This window comes from Mycoplana sp. 10N416, assembly GCF_056394765.1.
In genome coordinates this window covers 1-15,022 of record NZ_JBFTIM010000033.1, presented here as the reverse complement: position 1 = coordinate 15,022, position 15,022 = coordinate 1, and the positions used below count along the sequence as shown (strand labels likewise).

The 15,022-nt window shown below is 61.5% G+C and carries 12 protein-coding genes and 1 pseudogene; 7 read left to right on the top strand and 6 right to left on the bottom strand.

What is annotated here, in order from left to right:
- Positions 1-576, top strand: a pseudogene (locus AC1DDS_RS25510) (hypothetical protein); the annotation flags it as partial.
- A gap of 78 nt (positions 577-654) precedes the next feature.
- Here AC1DDS_RS25510 and AC1DDS_RS25505 read toward each other — a convergent pair.
- Positions 655-1,590: a glycosyltransferase family 2 protein gene (locus AC1DDS_RS25505; RefSeq protein WP_477481400.1), complete on the bottom strand. Its 936-nt coding sequence runs from the start codon at positions 1,588-1,590 to the stop codon at positions 655-657.
- Positions 1,591-2,405: 815 nt separating this feature from the next.
- Between AC1DDS_RS25505 and AC1DDS_RS25500 the strand changes: the two genes are divergently transcribed.
- Positions 2,406-3,209 (top strand): LuxR C-terminal-related transcriptional regulator, encoded by an 804-nt coding sequence (locus AC1DDS_RS25500; protein WP_477481399.1) that lies wholly within the window; start codon positions 2,406-2,408, stop codon positions 3,207-3,209.
- A 96-nt stretch (positions 3,210-3,305) separates the two neighbouring features.
- Here the strand turns inward: AC1DDS_RS25500 and AC1DDS_RS25495 are convergent, their stop codons facing one another.
- Complete coding sequence (locus AC1DDS_RS25495; protein ID WP_310423839.1) at positions 3,306-3,986, bottom strand: sugar transferase; 681 nt, start codon at positions 3,984-3,986, stop codon at positions 3,306-3,308.
- Positions 3,987-4,439: 453 nt separating this feature from the next.
- Here AC1DDS_RS25495 and AC1DDS_RS25490 point away from each other — a divergent pair, with 453 nt between their 5' ends.
- The 3 genes from AC1DDS_RS25490 to wecB all read left to right on the top strand — a co-directional run bounded on the left by AC1DDS_RS25490 (position 4,440) and on the right by wecB (position 8,117).
- Positions 4,440-6,014: a GumC family protein gene (locus AC1DDS_RS25490; protein ID WP_477481398.1), complete on the top strand. Its 1,575-nt coding sequence runs from the start codon at positions 4,440-4,442 to the stop codon at positions 6,012-6,014.
- A 49-nt stretch (positions 6,015-6,063) separates the two neighbouring features.
- Positions 6,064-6,852: a CpsD/CapB family tyrosine-protein kinase gene (locus AC1DDS_RS25485; protein ID WP_477481397.1), complete on the top strand. Its 789-nt coding sequence runs from the start codon at positions 6,064-6,066 to the stop codon at positions 6,850-6,852.
- A gap of 62 nt (positions 6,853-6,914) precedes the next feature.
- Positions 6,915-8,117: a non-hydrolyzing UDP-N-acetylglucosamine 2-epimerase gene (gene wecB / locus AC1DDS_RS25480; RefSeq protein WP_477481396.1), complete on the top strand. Its 1,203-nt coding sequence runs from the start codon at positions 6,915-6,917 to the stop codon at positions 8,115-8,117.
- Here the strand turns inward: wecB and wecC are convergent.
- The 3 genes from wecC to AC1DDS_RS25465 are packed head-to-tail and all read right to left on the bottom strand — an operon-like array spanning position 8,073 to position 11,241.
- Entirely contained in the window at positions 8,073-9,329 is a 1,257-nt protein-coding gene (wecC, locus tag AC1DDS_RS25475) for a UDP-N-acetyl-D-mannosamine dehydrogenase (protein WP_477481395.1), read from the bottom strand. The genes wecB and wecC overlap by 45 nt on opposite strands.
- 18 nt (positions 9,330-9,347) lie before the next feature.
- On the bottom strand, positions 9,348-10,136 hold the full coding sequence (locus AC1DDS_RS25470) for a WecB/TagA/CpsF family glycosyltransferase (RefSeq protein WP_477481394.1): 789 nt from the start codon (positions 10,134-10,136) through the stop codon (positions 9,348-9,350).
- Position 10,137: 1 nt separating this feature from the next.
- Positions 10,138-11,241, bottom strand: coding sequence for a hypothetical protein (locus tag AC1DDS_RS25465; protein ID WP_477481393.1), 1,104 nt, complete (start codon positions 11,239-11,241; stop codon positions 10,138-10,140).
- A gap of 513 nt (positions 11,242-11,754) precedes the next feature.
- On the opposite strand from AC1DDS_RS25465, the gene AC1DDS_RS25460 reads away from it, so the two are divergent.
- Positions 11,755-12,726, top strand: coding sequence for a glycosyltransferase family 2 protein (locus tag AC1DDS_RS25460; protein WP_477481392.1), 972 nt, complete (start codon positions 11,755-11,757; stop codon positions 12,724-12,726).
- Here AC1DDS_RS25460 and AC1DDS_RS25455 read toward each other — a convergent pair.
- Positions 12,692-13,915 carry a glycosyltransferase family 4 protein gene (locus AC1DDS_RS25455; RefSeq protein WP_477481391.1) on the bottom strand — a complete coding sequence of 408 codons (1,224 nt, stop codon included), beginning with the start codon at positions 13,913-13,915 and terminating at the stop codon, positions 12,692-12,694. The two genes, AC1DDS_RS25460 and AC1DDS_RS25455, sit on opposite strands and share 35 nt — an antisense overlap.
- Positions 13,916-14,685: 770 nt before the next feature.
- Here AC1DDS_RS25455 and AC1DDS_RS25450 point away from each other — a divergent pair.
- Positions 14,686-15,022 (top strand): hypothetical protein (locus AC1DDS_RS25450; RefSeq protein ID WP_477481390.1); only part of this gene is annotated, 337 nt, incomplete at its 3' end.

The following is a 15,022-nucleotide window of genomic DNA, read 5'->3' as shown; positions in this document are numbered from 1 at the left end:
TGGCACGCGCTGCGCGTCATGGACGGCGCCACCGGCTTCACCCTGCAGGACAGCGAGGTCGACGGCCAGGGCCGGACCGTCAACGCCATCTACGGCAACGGCACGTTCCTGCGCAACAACCTGCATGACGTCGACAACGGCATCAACGTCGTCGGCCCGTCGGTGATCCGCGACAACTTCATCCACAGCCTGCGCGGCGGCAGCGACGCCCACTACGAYGGCATCGAGATCAACGGCGGCGGCACCGAYGCCCGCGGTGCGCATGACATCCAGATCATCCACAACACCGTCATCAACGACCACGAGCAGACCTCGGCGGTGATGATGAACAACGAGTTYGGCGGCCTGTCGAACATCACCATCGAGGGCAACCGCCTGATCGGCGGCGGCTACACCGTCTACCTCGACGGCCGCAAGGGTGGCGGCACCGTCGACGACGGCTCGATCAAGATCGTCAACAACCAGATCGGCACCGGTCACTGGGGCGAGTTCGCCTTCTACAACGACAACCCCATCATTTCCGGCAACGCACAAACGGACGCTGGGCAGCGAAAGCAACGCGACGTTTCCAAGTGAGCGCCGGGCACCCGCCAGCGCGGCAATCCTGTCGGTCCGGCGCCGCCAGCGTTGCGACGAGAGGTGGTTGGGGCGCTGTTATCCCCTGCCGCTCGCTTTGCGGACCATCTTTTTGGTTCGCCGCAACAACGATCCCGCGAGGCTCATCGCATGCGGCGGGTACTCCGCCAAGCCGGCAAACAGAAACCGCAGACCGCGCCTTGTTTTGCCGTCGTTCAACAGCACGATCGCCAGGTCGATGAGCATCCTCGATCTCTGCCGCTTGTACTTGCGAAGAACCGCCTTGTTCTTCCGCAGGATCCTCATCATCCCGATCGTCTGCTTGCGGCTGTTGGACGAAATGCTGTCACCGGAGATGAAACCCAGGACGACGGGTTCGATGTCTTCATAGATCGTCGTGTGCCGAGCAAGCCGGACTGCGAAGTCCCAGTCTTCGTTCGCTCGCGCACAGGTGTCGAACCAGACGGCTTCGGGGAAGCAGTCCCGGCGAAACAGGGTGTTTTGCACGCTGATCCGGTTCTCCGACAGCAGATGGGCGACCTGATCCTCTTCAAGCGTCAGTCGCCCTTGCGGCGGTGGCGCATAGGCAATCCTTGCAGGTCCATAGTTGAAGGAAGGATCGCGACCGTAGACGATCTTGGCCCCCGTCACCACGCGCACGTGATCAGGAAGTTGAGAAAACAGGGCAACCTGCCTCATCAACTTGTCCGGTAACCAGATGTCGTCGCTGTCCTGAAAGGCGATGAAATGGCCCTTTGCTGCAGCAAGGCCTGTATTGCGTGCTGCGGCTGCCCCCCCGTTTTGCGGGCGGCGGATATACTTCAGCCGTTCATCCTCGATTTTTCGCAGGAGCCCTTCGACGTCTTCGGTCGAGCCGTCGTCGACCACGATGAGCTCAAGGTTCCGGTAGGATTGCGTGAGAACGCTCGTGACGGCGGCAGTCAGGCTGCGCGTTCGATTGAAGGTCGGCAAGATGACAGAGACATCGGCATCCATTGGCGCCTGCCAGTTCATATTGCTCTCTCCCGCTTAAGCAGGCGCCAGCCCGGTTCGGTGGTTCACGGCCCATATCGCTGCGAACACTATCCGCAAAACAGACGGTGTGGAAAGACAGGCCAAAGCAGGCGCCACGACATCCATTCGGGGAGGGGCAAAGCAATTAAGAAAACAGCCGAGGCGGCATGCAAAAGCGTACGGCTGTATATGGATCGCAGGCCCCTTTTCACGCACGCCGGTAGTGCGGGCGGCGTCTTGCTTGTGGATAGGGTCAATTTTCAGTGCATAAGCATATCGGCTATGACTTTCCGGAGCGCGGATGAATTGACAGCGCCAAAGACTAACGCAAACATCACGCTGCGATATTCGATCAATATAGGTTAATTGATTTTATGCTTGGTGAATATCGAGGTGTCCTAAACGCATTCATCCTTTGGATGATGGCGGCATTGGTCGGTGCGACCAGTTTTGCTGGTTTGGCTCTGCGTGATTAACGCAACCACCTGAAAGTCAAGGATATTGACGGCCCGTTCCTCTTCCCTAATGGCGTAGGCCCTCCTCCTTTTGACGGTATTTCCCTACCTCGATGGGTCTATATCGGCGACGGCGCGCTTGCTGCTCGTCGGCCTCGCCGTCAGTTGTCACGGCGCTAGGCAAGATCGTTATTATCGGGTAAATAAGCTATATCTCATACACAATACTACATCCTAATGACCGTGAATGACCGCCAAGTTTGAAGCTTTAAAAGCACAGTTGGGGCTAGCACGCGTTTTTTATTGTGTCCCTGTGAAATGGGGGAGGCTGCGCGTGCCGTTGTAGGGAGTAAAGCAGCTATGAACTCAGCAATGATGTCGAACGGTAAGGAAATAACGGGCAATTTCATCCCTTCCATTGCAATCGATTCTTCCAGCAAGTCACAGAAAAACACGCTCGAAGAAACTCTTGCCCCGAGAGAAAGATCACTACTGATCATTGACAGCCGTGCGCTTGATCGCCAATGCCTCGCGCAGTGCATCTCGGCCCACAAGATCGATATGGACGTCGTCGCTTTCGGTTCCATGGAAGAGTGGAAACGCAAACGCCACGACTACCCCCCCCTCGCGGCCATCCTGCTGAATGTGGGAGGCAGGAAGATCGTCGAGCCGGCGGTGTCGGATGAGATCAAGAAGCTGGCAGCCGAGTTCGACGCGCCGGTCATCGTCCTTGCGGATACAGACGACCTGGCGCAGATCATGAAGGCGCTGGAATGTGGGGCGAAGGGTTACATCCCCTCTTCCGTCAGCATCGACGTGTGTATCGAAGCCATCGCACTGTCGCTGGCGGGTGGAATCTTCGTACCCGCCAGCAGCGTCTTCGCCATGCGTCAGGTCCTGGAAACCGGCAGCCCTGTCGTGCGACCGCTGGCCGGCATGTTCACTGCCCGCCAGGCAGAAGTTGTCGAGGCGTTGCGGCGCGGCAAAGCCAACAAGATTATCGCATACGAACTCAATCTGCGGGAAAGCACCGTCAAGGTGCATATCCGCAACATCATGAAGAAGGTGAAGGCCACCAACAGGACCGAGGTCGCCTACAAAATCAACGACCTGTTCCCGACGGACTTTTCCTCCTCCGACACGTCAAGCCGTCTCGAACATTGACGACCACCGGTTCTGGACGGCGTAATCAAAAAAGGGCTCCGCTGCGGAGCCCTTTTTTTGCGGCCGCACCGGCGCGGTCCACTTCCAAGAAGCGCCTCAGAGCCCCGTGCCTCGAAACACGACGAGCGGCGTTCGCGACAGGATCCAAAGATCCGTGCCAAAAGACATCATGCCGAAATAGCGGGTATCGTGCACGGCGCGCTCGGCAAAGCTGCAGCCGTTTCTGACGCTGATTTGCCATAGACCGGTCAGACCAGGACGCATTTGGAAGTAAGCCGTTCCCGGATACTGTGCGCGTTGCTCGGGGAGCATCGGCCGAGGGCCAACAAGGCTCATGTCGCCGCGCAGCACGTTCCACAGCTGCGGAAGTTCGTCGAGCGAGTACTTGCGGAGATATTTTCCGATCCGGGTAATGCGGGGATCATCCTTCAACTTCTGGCTATGCTCCCACTCGAGCCGCGCGGCCGGATCCTGGGCAAGATACTCGCGCAGCTTGGCATCCGCCTGGGGCACCATGGTTCGCAATTTCCACAGTTGGAACACCCTGCCATCCCTGCCGAGACGCGGTTGGTAGAAGAAAGCCTTCTCACCGTCCAGGCGGATCAACAGCGCCACGATACCGACGACGGTCAGCGCGAGCGGCGCAACTGCAAGCGTGACGAAGATGTCGAACAGGCGCTTGACGGCGAGGTAGACAAAGCGCGAGCCAACTGCAGGCTGCTGCGGCAGGGTTTGTGCCGTGAACCGCAACGCATATGGCAGATGGTCTTTCCGCATTGCGGCCTCCGCGTGATGAGGGGACATCGCTGCAAGCGCGCAAAGAAAGTCCTCGCCGGGAATCGAACCAGCGGGATACACAGTCAGTTGTTCATCGAGAGCACTTGCGTAAGGTTATATTAACCATAGGAAATGCCGCCTCAATAAATCGCCGTTAGACAATTCGATCTAGTCTCCGCGCAGCGCTCTGATTTCAGGTTGCTCTTTCGGCGGGACGAACCCCGTAGGCGCCAATGGCGTCTTGCCAGCAAAGCGCGGCGCCGGTGCCCAGCCCGACAATGGACACCGCAATCCGCCCCGGCGGGCGATAAGGCATAGGTCGAACGGTCCTACCCAAAGGGATTACCGGGGGCGGCAGGCGCAACCGGCGCACCCACCATTGACGATCTACCGTGCGATGCGCAGGCGCCCGAGAATGACGGCGACAGTTTCGGAGATCTGAGTGGTTTTGCAATGAACAGCATGGACTTGCGGTTCTATATTTCGCTCGTGCTTCGCCGGTTGCCGCTGGTCCTGGCGGTGGCCGTGACGGCGTTCCTTGCAGCGGTGGTCGTGGGATCCATGATGCCGAAGCTCTATCGCGCGAGCGCGAAGGTCCTGGTCGAGGCTCCGCAAATTCCGTCGGAACTCGCCCGCTCGTCGGTCGCCATCGGCGCGATCGAGCAACTCCAGGTTCTTCAGCAGCAAATCATCACGCGCAAGAACCTGATCGAGCTGGCCAACAGGCTTGGCATTTACGCCGATACCGAGGAGAGGCCGGCCGACGACGACATCGTCGCGGACCTGCGATCGCGCATCTCGTTTGAACAACTGGCCCTGGCCACGTCATCGCGCGACCAGGACACGACGATCTTCGAGATATCCTTTGCCGGACGCGACCCCGTTCTGGCAGCCATGATCGCCAATGAGATCACGTCGATGCTCGTCGACAGAAACCAGCAGCAGCGCACGGCCCGGGCCGGAAACACGCTGCAGTTCTTCAATCAGGAGGTTGCCAGACTGGGAACCGAACTGAACAAGCTCGAGGCGGATATCCTGAAGTTCAAGACGGAGAACAAGGATACGCTGCCGGACAGTGTGGAGTTTCGCCGCAGCCAGCAGAACAGTCTTCAGGAGCGGGTGTCCTCGCTCGAGCGCGAGGAATCGGAGCTGCGGTCCAGGCGAAGCGCGCTGATCGCCACCTACACCAACACCGGGCGCCTATCGGACGCCATTCCGCTGACGCCGGAGCAACAGATGCTGGCGGACTTGAACCGGGCGTTGGCGGAGCAATTGGCGCTGTTTTCCGAAACCAGCCCGAATGTGGCCGCCCTGCGCAAGCGCATCGCGACGCTGCAGAGCAGGCTTCCCGCCATGCCGGTGCGGGATGCCGCCCGTGACGACAAGAAACAGTCCGACGCCGAGACAGCTTCGTTCGGACTCGATCTGCAACTGTCGGACATCGACGAGCGGCTCCAGGCGATCGGACGCGAAAGAGCCGAAGCAAGCCGCCGCATCGAAGACCTGAGCCGGTCGATTACCGCCACGCCGGCAAGCGAAACGGTGCTGAACGCTTTGGAGCGCAATCGCGAGAACATCCAGACGCAATATAATGCCGCCATTGCCAGGCGGGCCGAAGCCTCGACCGGCAAGCAGATCGAGATGCGATCCGACGGCGGGCGTCTGACGTTGATCGAGGCTGCAACGCCGCCGCTCGATCCGACCAATCCGCGCCGCGGCCGCATCATCCTTCTCGGGGCCCCGCTCGGAATAGCGCTCGGCATCGGTCTCGTCCTGCTGCTGGAACTTCTGAACCGAACCGTTCGTCGCCCGGCCGACCTTGCAAAGCTTTTGCAGACGCAACCCCTTGCCACCATACCTGACATTCGGAGTGTCGGTGAAATTCGCTCTGTCAGCCGCAAACACCGGATCGCCGCACTCCTGTCCGCCGGAGCTGTGCCGGCCGGCCTGCTGTTGATCCACCACTTCGTCATGCCGCTGCATCTGGTGGTCCAGAAAATCATCTCGGGCCAGTCAGGATCCATATGAAGAGCGGCAAGCCACCTGAGTTTCACCGGCAGGATTGGGATTTTGATCCATGGAGCAGATACCGGCACCATTGCATGAGGCGATGCGACTACGCAGCATCGATCGGCTCGCAGAGCAGACCGTGCAATCCGCTGCACGGTTCGAGCGGGAGATGACTTGGGACAGCCTTCCCACACTGACGGTCAATTCCGATTTGGCCGAACACAATCGCATCGTCACCGTCAATCGCTCGAATCAGGCCTACAGCGCGTTCGACATGCTGCGCACCAGGCTGCTTCAATGTCTTCGGCAAAACGGCTGGACGTCCGTGGCCATCACCTCGCCGAGGGCTTCCTGCGGAAAGTCGGTCGTCGCGCTCAACCTTGCCTTCAGTCTGGCTAATCAGGCGGATTGTCGGACCGTCCTGATGGATCTTGACCTGAAGCAGCCCGACATCGGCCGCCTGCTCGGTATGAAGAAACCCTCTTCGATGGAGGAATTTCTCAACGGGAACTGCGAACTGCACGAGGTGCTGCACCGCTATGGGGACAATCTGGCAATCGGCATCAACAGCCGGCCGGTAAAGTTCTCCGCCGAACTGCTGCAGAGCCTGAATGCGGCCAAGGCTTTGCGGGACATGCGCAAGCGCATGACACCGGACGTGATCCTGTTCGACCTGCCGCCGATGTTGCCGAACGATGATGTGACGGCGTTCCTGCCGAACGTGGATTGCGCGATCCTCGTTGTCGCCGCCGACCAAAGCACGCTGGACGAAGTGGATGTCTGCGAGCGCGAGTTGGCGGAGCGGTCCAACGTGGCTGGCGTGGTCCTGAACAGATGCCGATACGGGCTCTTCTAGAGGGCTTGCCTGGGGACACGAGCTTCCCCTGAAACCGATCCGTTGTTGAAAAGGGAGCCGGCATGCGCAAGATAATGGTTGTCTATGGAACACGCCCCGAGGCGGTCAAAATGGCCCCATTGATCGCTGAGCTCGGCCGCTCGCGCCATTGCACGCCGATCGTGACCGTTACCGGCCAACATCGGGAGATGCTGGACCAGGTCAACCGCTTGTTCGGCATTCAACCCCATCACGACCTGGATATCCTCACCCAGTCGCAAACGCTCGAATCCATCACCGCTCGCGTGCTCCAGGGCGTCTCAAAGATTATCGAGGCCGAGGCGCCCGATGCGCTCGCCGTTCAGGGCGATACCACGACCTGCTTTGCCGCCGCACTTGCATCCTTCTACCGCAAGGTGCCGCTGATCCATCTCGAGGCGGGCCTTCGGACCGGCGATCGCCACAATCCGTTTCCGGAAGAAATCAATCGCCGCCTGACCACGCAGCTCGCGGTCCTGCATCTGGCGCCGACGCGAACGTCGAAAGCCAACCTGTTGAAGGACGGGATCGCAGCAGACAACGTGGTCGTCACCGGCAACACCGTCATTGATGCGCTGCTCCACGTATCCGCCGGCAACGCGAAGATCGCCAATCCGGACGTCGAGCGGGTTGCCGGAAGACGGTGCGTCCTGATCACCGCCCATAGGCGCGAGTCCTGGGGCGAGCCGATGGCCCAGGCGGCCCGCGCGATCGCCCGTCTGGCGCGCGCCTTTCCTGACGTCGCCTTTCTGCTTCCGGCCCATCTCAATCCCGCCGTGCGCGCGGTTTTGTTGCCGCCTCTGGAGGGGCTAGAGAATGTCGTGGTGACCGGACCGCTCGACTATGGCGACTTCGTCAAGGCGATGGCGGACTGTTCGATCGTGCTCACCGATAGCGGCGGCGTGCAGGAAGAGGCGCCCACCTTCGGTAAGCCGGTCCTGGTGATGCGCGATACGACCGAACGTCCGGAAGCGGTCACTGCTGGCACCGTGCAACTCGTCGGTACGGCCGAAGATCGCATTTTTGATGCGGCCAGTCGGCTCCTTTCGGACCGAAATGCCTACCAGGCGATGGCGCGTGCCGTGAACCCCTATGGTGATGGCCGGGCCGCGATACGGTCGGTGCAGGCAATCGAACACTTCTTTTCGCTCGCAGACCGGCCTGCCGAATTCGATCCCGGCATTGGGGTTGGAAAGGAACGATCAGCGCCAGGCGCCGCGCGTGTCGTAGATGACTTTGCCGCCTAACCGGGTGTGTCGCAGTGCCCTGAAGGGTTCGTGCTCGACGAGGAGCACGACGATGTCGGCGCGTTCCACGGCCTCGTGCGCATTCTCGAGGCGGAGGTTGCCGTAGCCTTTCAGCAGTTCGGGCATGGTCGAGACATAGGGATCCGCGACGAGGATCTCGACCTCCGGCAATGCCTTTGCAATCAGGGAAACCACTTCGATCGCCGGACTCTCGCGCGCGTCGTCGACATTTGCCTTGAAGGTCAGCCCCAGGCAGGCAATCGTCGGCGTACGGAATCGTTCGGCCTTGGTCACCACCTGTTCGGCGACGTCGTGCGGCCGCCGGTCGTTGACGTCGCGTGCAGTGCGGATGAGCCGCGCCAATTCCGGTGCCGCCGAGACGATGAACCAGGGATCCACCGGGATGCAATGTCCGCCGACTCCCGGGCCCGGGCTGAGGATGCCGACGCGCGGATGGCGGTTGGCGAGGCGGATCACCTCCCAGATGTCGATGTGGAGCGATTCGCAGATCGCCGACAGCTCGTTGGCGAAGGCGATGTTGACGTCACGATAGGCGTTTTCGGAAAGCTTCGCCATTTCGGCGCTCGCAGCGTCGGTGAGCAGGATCTCTCCCTGTGCGAACAGCCGATAGATGGATGCCGCCTTCTCGGCACATCGTGGCGTCAGCCCACCCACGACGCGATCGTTTGTCACGATCTCGATCATGATTCGACCGGGAAGCACCCTTTCCGGACAGTGGGCGACGAACACGTCGGCGATGGCATCGCCGTTGCGAGGCATCCGGAGGTCCGGCCGCAGGGCGCCGATCCACCTGCCGACCTTCTCCGTCGTGCCCGGCGGAGACGTGGACTCCAACACCACGATGTTGCCGGGCTTGAGCCTTGGAGCGATCTGTTCCGCTGCCGCCTTCACATAGGACAGGTTTGCAGTCCGGTCCTCGTTGAAGGGGGTCGGGACGGCGATAATGAAGGCATCTGCCTCGGGCGTTTCGGTCGTCGCGGTGAGCCGGCCCATCGCCACGGCGCCACTGACGGCCACCGCGAGATCCGGCTCGACAAAGGGCACCTCGCCGCGCGCGATCGCTGCGACGGTCGAAGGGTTGATGTCGACCCCGATGACGTCGATGCCGCGCGTTGCGATGGCGACGGCGGTCGGCAGGCCGATGTATCCCATCCCGATAATGGCCAGTCGGCCCTTGAATACTTCGCTCATCAACGATGCTCCACTACCTTACTCGGCGGCTGTTGGTTTGGCAGGCGAAACGGGCTCGAAGGCACGGGATGGACGGATCATTTCCCGCGCTGTCAGCCGGATGAAACTCGTGTTTGTCGCCAGGTAGCGCCACCAAAGCCGCCGCGGCTCCTGCAGCAGGCGATAGGCCCACTCCATTCCGGCGCGTTGCCAGGCAAGGGGTGCGCGCTTGGTCAAGCCCGCCATGATGTCAAACGATCCTCCGACGCCGTGCAGCACCGGCACGTTCAGCGTCGGGCCGTAGGTCGCAAGGAAGATCTCCTTCTTCGGCGAAGTCATGCCGATAAAAAGCATGTCGGCGCCGGAGGCGCGAATGGCGCCGGCAACCTGATCGGCCTCGTCCGGCGTGAAATAGCCGTGATGGCTGCAAGCGATCTTCAAGCCAGGGAAACGGGTACGGATCACCTCCTCCAACCTGCACAGGACGTCCGGCTGGGCGCCGAGGAGCGCAACGGTCCGCCCTTCCTGATGCGCGAGACCCAGCAGGCGGTCGAAAACGTCAATCCCGGCAATTCGCTCCGGCAGCGGACGGCGCAGGAGCTTGCTCGCCCAAACGATCGACTGGCCATCGGCGAGAAGCAGATCGCATTCGAGCAGTGAGTTTCGCAGCAGCGTGTCGTTGCGCAGCTTGACGATCTTGGCGGCGTTCAGGACACCCAGCAACATCCGGCTGCGGGTGGCAAGCGCCGCATGGCAGCGATCGATAACGTCCTCCATGCGCACGGCATCCATATACATCCCATACAGAAGTTGTCGGTGATGCGGCATGTCAGATCTCCCCTGACTGGCTGCCATTGCCATGATTGCCGACCGGGCCTGAGCGCCATGCGTAAATGAGCCAACCGAGCTCATAGGGACGGCACTCGTGGTCCACCGGTCCAGGCGGGAACAGCGTGTCGATCATCGGCAGATGCAATCCCGGCGCCATTGCGGTGGTAACCGCGGCGACCGCCCGTGCTGCCTTGGCCGGTTCGCGGCGGGCCACCTTGCGCCAGATGACGCCCTTCTGCGGACAAACGAGTGTTTCCACGGTTTCAGGATGCTCGTCGAGCCACTGCAGACCCATGATGATAGGCCGCCAGTGGTCGCGCCCGCCTGCCTCTTGCAGGTCGAGCAAGGCCATGGGCGCCATCGCGTGCTGATGGACGCTGTAAACGGGGTAGCGTTCGACCACGCTTCCATCGCGGGTATCGTAGTGCCACCACCACTGCCCGGCAGGCCCCTGCAGGGCGCAGATTCGAGCGGCGCACGATTCTGCCGCTGCCAGCGCCGATGCATCGTTCCGCGCGACCGACAGGCGCGCCAGTGCCTGAATCGGATAGACCTGGTCGGCGAAGCAGCCGATATGGGCACGCAGGCGACCGCTTGCGGTTGCCGGCAGCAGGTGCGGGAAAACTCCAGCACGCGATTGCGCCGCCCTCAGTCTCGTGCCGGCAAGGTCCACGACCCGCTCGGTGTTTCCGAGATGGCGTGCAGCGAGAGCGGCGATGAGGGCCCAGGCGCAGTCGACGGTGTCAATGGGCGCCTGCGATTCGAGCCGTGCTGCAAGCGCGGCGAAAAGGGCGTCCGCGCACATGCCGCCGGCTTCAGCCGCCCCCCATGCCGCCAGCGCGGCAGCACCGGCGTCGGGCGAGGCCTCGGCGCGCAGGGCGCATGTGCGCGCCAGTTCGGCGGCGGTGCGTCCGCCGAGGACCATCCGCTGAGCCTCATGGTCGACATGGGACAGCCCTAGGGCCGCCATTGCCGCGTATCGCAGGCTGTCGCCTTCCAGTCGCTCGGTCCAACCGGTGCCGGTTCGGACCGCGCGCAGCGTGTGCCCGAAAACGCCGCCGTCGTGCATCCGGCGCAGACCGTCCTCCGCCAGCGTCAACAACTGATCGACCCTTGCGCGGGCGGTTGCCGAAACCTCGGCAAGTGCTTGCAGCCGGCTGGATGGACTCGATTTTGGGTGATCGACTGAGATTCGGGCCGCTGGGCGGCGGTCCGAACTCGGCTCTTGTTCAATCGGATCCGATGAACGCTTTGCTTCGAATGACATAAAACCTTCCAATGCCTCGCCGTGTTCAGAAGCGGCGGCTGATAAGGTTGCAGAATGAACTGCGTGAAGAGCGGAGAATTCCTGTGTCTTCCGGAAGCATGCTAGGAAATTCTCGACGATAATCCACCGCGCTCATAGACTTAACGGCACCGCCAGACCTTGCCGCCGGGGGTGTGGACATGCGCCGATAGGATAGGGGCATGCGTGCGTTTCTTGCCTTTCCGTATAAGGGAAAGGTTCGATTCGACGGCCGTCTACCTCTCTCGGCAGTCTTTCGGCATCGGCCCGTTCCTGCAATCTTTCCGCGGGGCTCGCCGTCGCGGGCCGCCTCCACATGAGAGCGCGGATATGGACGCATTGCGCACGCCTTCAGACAACCCGCGAGCAAGTCAGACCCACTCGCCTCTCAAAGGGACTGCGGGGCTTGCGGTTGTCATCGTCACCTACAACAGCGAAGAGGTTTTGCCCGGACTTCTGGATTCCCTGGCGGAGGGATTGGAAGGCCTCGCACGTCGGGACGTGATCGTCGTCGACAACGATTCGCGTGACGCTTCCGTCGAACTGGCGCGCGAGCATCCATTCGGCGTCAGGGTCATCGAGACGGGCCGAAACGCTGGCTTTGCGGCTGGCATCAATGCAGCGGCGGCAACGATCGACAAAGACATGCACCTTCTTGTCCTCAACCCGGACATTCGGCTTCATCGCGGCGCGGCAGCGCGTCTTGTTGCGCGCCTGGATGATCCTTCGATCGGCGTCGTCGCGCCGCAGATGCTCAACGAGGATGGGATGGTGGCCCAGTCGCTTCGCCGCGAACCGTCGCTGATGACCGCATGGTCCGATGCGTTGGCCGGAACCCGACTTGCCGCTCGCCTCGGCCTCGGCGAGATCGTCGCCGATCCCCTGCTCTATCGCACCGGCGGAAAGGTCGACTGGGCAACCGGTGCCGCGCTTGCGGTCTCGGCGCGGTCCCGATCGGTCGTCGGAGACTGGGATGATTCCTTTTTCCTCTATAGCGAGGAAGTCGACTACATGCAGCGGGTCAGGCGGGCGGGCCTCACCGTCATCTATGATACGCAGGCGCGCACCACGCACATCGGCGGCGCCTATCACAACGACTATTTTCTCTCCACGCTCATGACGAAGAACCGCATCCGGTACTTTCGTCGCCACCACGGCGCCCTTGCCACGGCGCTGTTTCGCCTGAGCATCATCGTCGGCGAAACCATGCGCATGGGTCTGGGTGCCGGTCACCGCGCGGCGCTGCGGGCCGCACTGGGCGGATCGCTCACGCAGCCCGGTTACGGCGCGCCAAACCGATAAGTTCAGCATAAATCTCGTCCATCCGGTCGAGCTTCGCCGACCACAGCCCGGTTTTGGTGACGTGGGCATGGGCCGCAGCGCCCATGCGCCGGCGCAGGGCAGGATCGTCGACGAGCCTGCGGATGGCCGAGGACAGGTCGCGCGCCAACGCTTCCGGCGTGGTCGCGGCAAGCTTGATGGCGCATTGATCAATCGTAGCGGTGCCGGGGCCGCCACGGTCGACGACGATCAGCGGCAGCGAGTGGCCCATGGCTTCCAGCGCGACGTTTCCGCCCGGCTCCCGATAGCTCGGAAACACGAAGATGTCCGCCTGACGATAGAATTCTGCAACTTCGTCCTTGGATCGCCAGCCCTGCAGGCGCACCCGGTCGCCGAGGCCAGACGAGTCGACCAGGGCTTGGCACGCCTCGCGTTCCGGACCGTCTCCGACGATGTCGAGCTCTATCGGAAGCTCCCGCACGAGCGCCATGGCCCGCACGATGTCGCGTGCGCCTTTGGTGCGGACGAGCCGGCCGACGAAAAGCAGTTTCACGGGCCCGGATCTGCCGAACCGGTCGACAGGCGGTGGGACCTGGTCCAGCGCCGTTTCACTCATAAGCTCGAAACGTTGCAGCGGAACCCCGGCAAGATGTTCCCGCACATAGTCGGCGATGCCAAGGACACAGTCCGCACGCTGATAGGTCGCGCGCAGCAGCGGGTCCCAGCGCAGCCGGTAGCGGTCCAGTTTGCGCAGCTTCATGAACCAGGGACTCGTGCCCTCGTCTCCGGCGAAGCCCTCAGGAGAAGAAAGCCCCCCACCCACCGGTCCCATGACCAACGGAATGCCGAGATTTGCCGCCGGCGACGGATAGCGCATGGCAACCGGCACGGGTTGATGGACGAGATCGAACTGGTGGCCGGCGGCGAGCGCGGAGCGAATCCAGTGCCGGGCTCGGAAATAGAACGGGATGTATCCCGGCTTCATCAGGCTGTTCAATCGCTCCGCCCGTCCCAGCAGCGCCGGTTCCGTCCATTCCACGATCTCCATGCCGGAAAGTTGCCGCCGGGCAGGCACCGCATTGCGCTTGTGATAGGTCAGCAAGGTGACGTCATGGCGTTCACCGAGGTGCTGCGCCCAGCGGGATGCGACCCAGGCTTCACCGACGTCTTCGCCGTTGCAGGTCGGAGCAACAAGCAGGATCTTGGCCACTTCCACCACCCTTCAGCGTCCAATGGCGTCCGCGCACATTGCCCGCACCGTGGAATCTATGATCCGCCGATCGGGACGATCAACACGGCACAAGGTAGGTCCAGGCTCTGCCGGTTGCAGGGCGAGCCACCTCGAAGGGACGAGAACAGCCGCCCCACCTGTCCGTTTGGCGGGTGGCTGCAGGCGGATTAGAGGCCAGTCTGACTGCAGGTTTATGGAGTCCACGACATTCCGGGTCGCCTATTGTCCGGGCCCCATGCCGGTTGTGCACCGCTCCATTTTCCAGTTCTTGGGGAGTCTTCTCGTGATCGGCGCCGTCCGCAATGGTTGCCGCCGCCCGCAATACGCCTCCTTGGTTGCAAAATTGCGATATTCATAAAAAACGTCAAATTCATCGTAAGCGCGAGAGGTCGAAATTCACTCGCTTTGCGGAGTTTGAGATTTCCCTAATGGTTTCAATGCGCGGCGCTCGAATTCAGCTTTCGTAATGCTTTTCCGCAAGAGACTGGCTCCAGGATTCTGCCGCAATTCCGGCAGCACGGATTTCTACCAATATTTCAAGAAACAAAACCCCGCAGCGGCGAATAATATGGCAGCAATCGGGCGATATTGTTGTGTTTTCTTACTTCTCCAGTGCTGTTGCCCTCTCAAATGACCTGACCTATTAGTCCCCGCCGTAACGCCGGACCTACAAAATATTAACCGGCATAGCCCAGAATAGTACCACCGTCTCCAAAGGGTTCAGGGTGGGGAGAAAGGCAAAAGAAGCAGTGACAAGCAATATTCGCGATGTAACCAAAGCCGGAGTACAGGCTGAAACGACGCTCGTCGACCTCATCGGCAATGCCATCAACGAAAACAGCCAGACTGCGGCTCCGATGCTAGACAAGATCTTCGATCGTCTGTCGAAGGTCACCGACCACAACAACGACGCCGGCAACAGCTTTGCCGACCGTCTCAAGCTGCGGTCCGCCCATGACAGCGACAAGGGCTGGAACGGCTCGTCGTCGTCCGACAAGTCGGAAACCACCTCCACGAAGGGCGATCTGGATTCGACGACGGACCTCGCCTCGACGAAGCCGGGTTCGGTGACCGACACCGTATCCA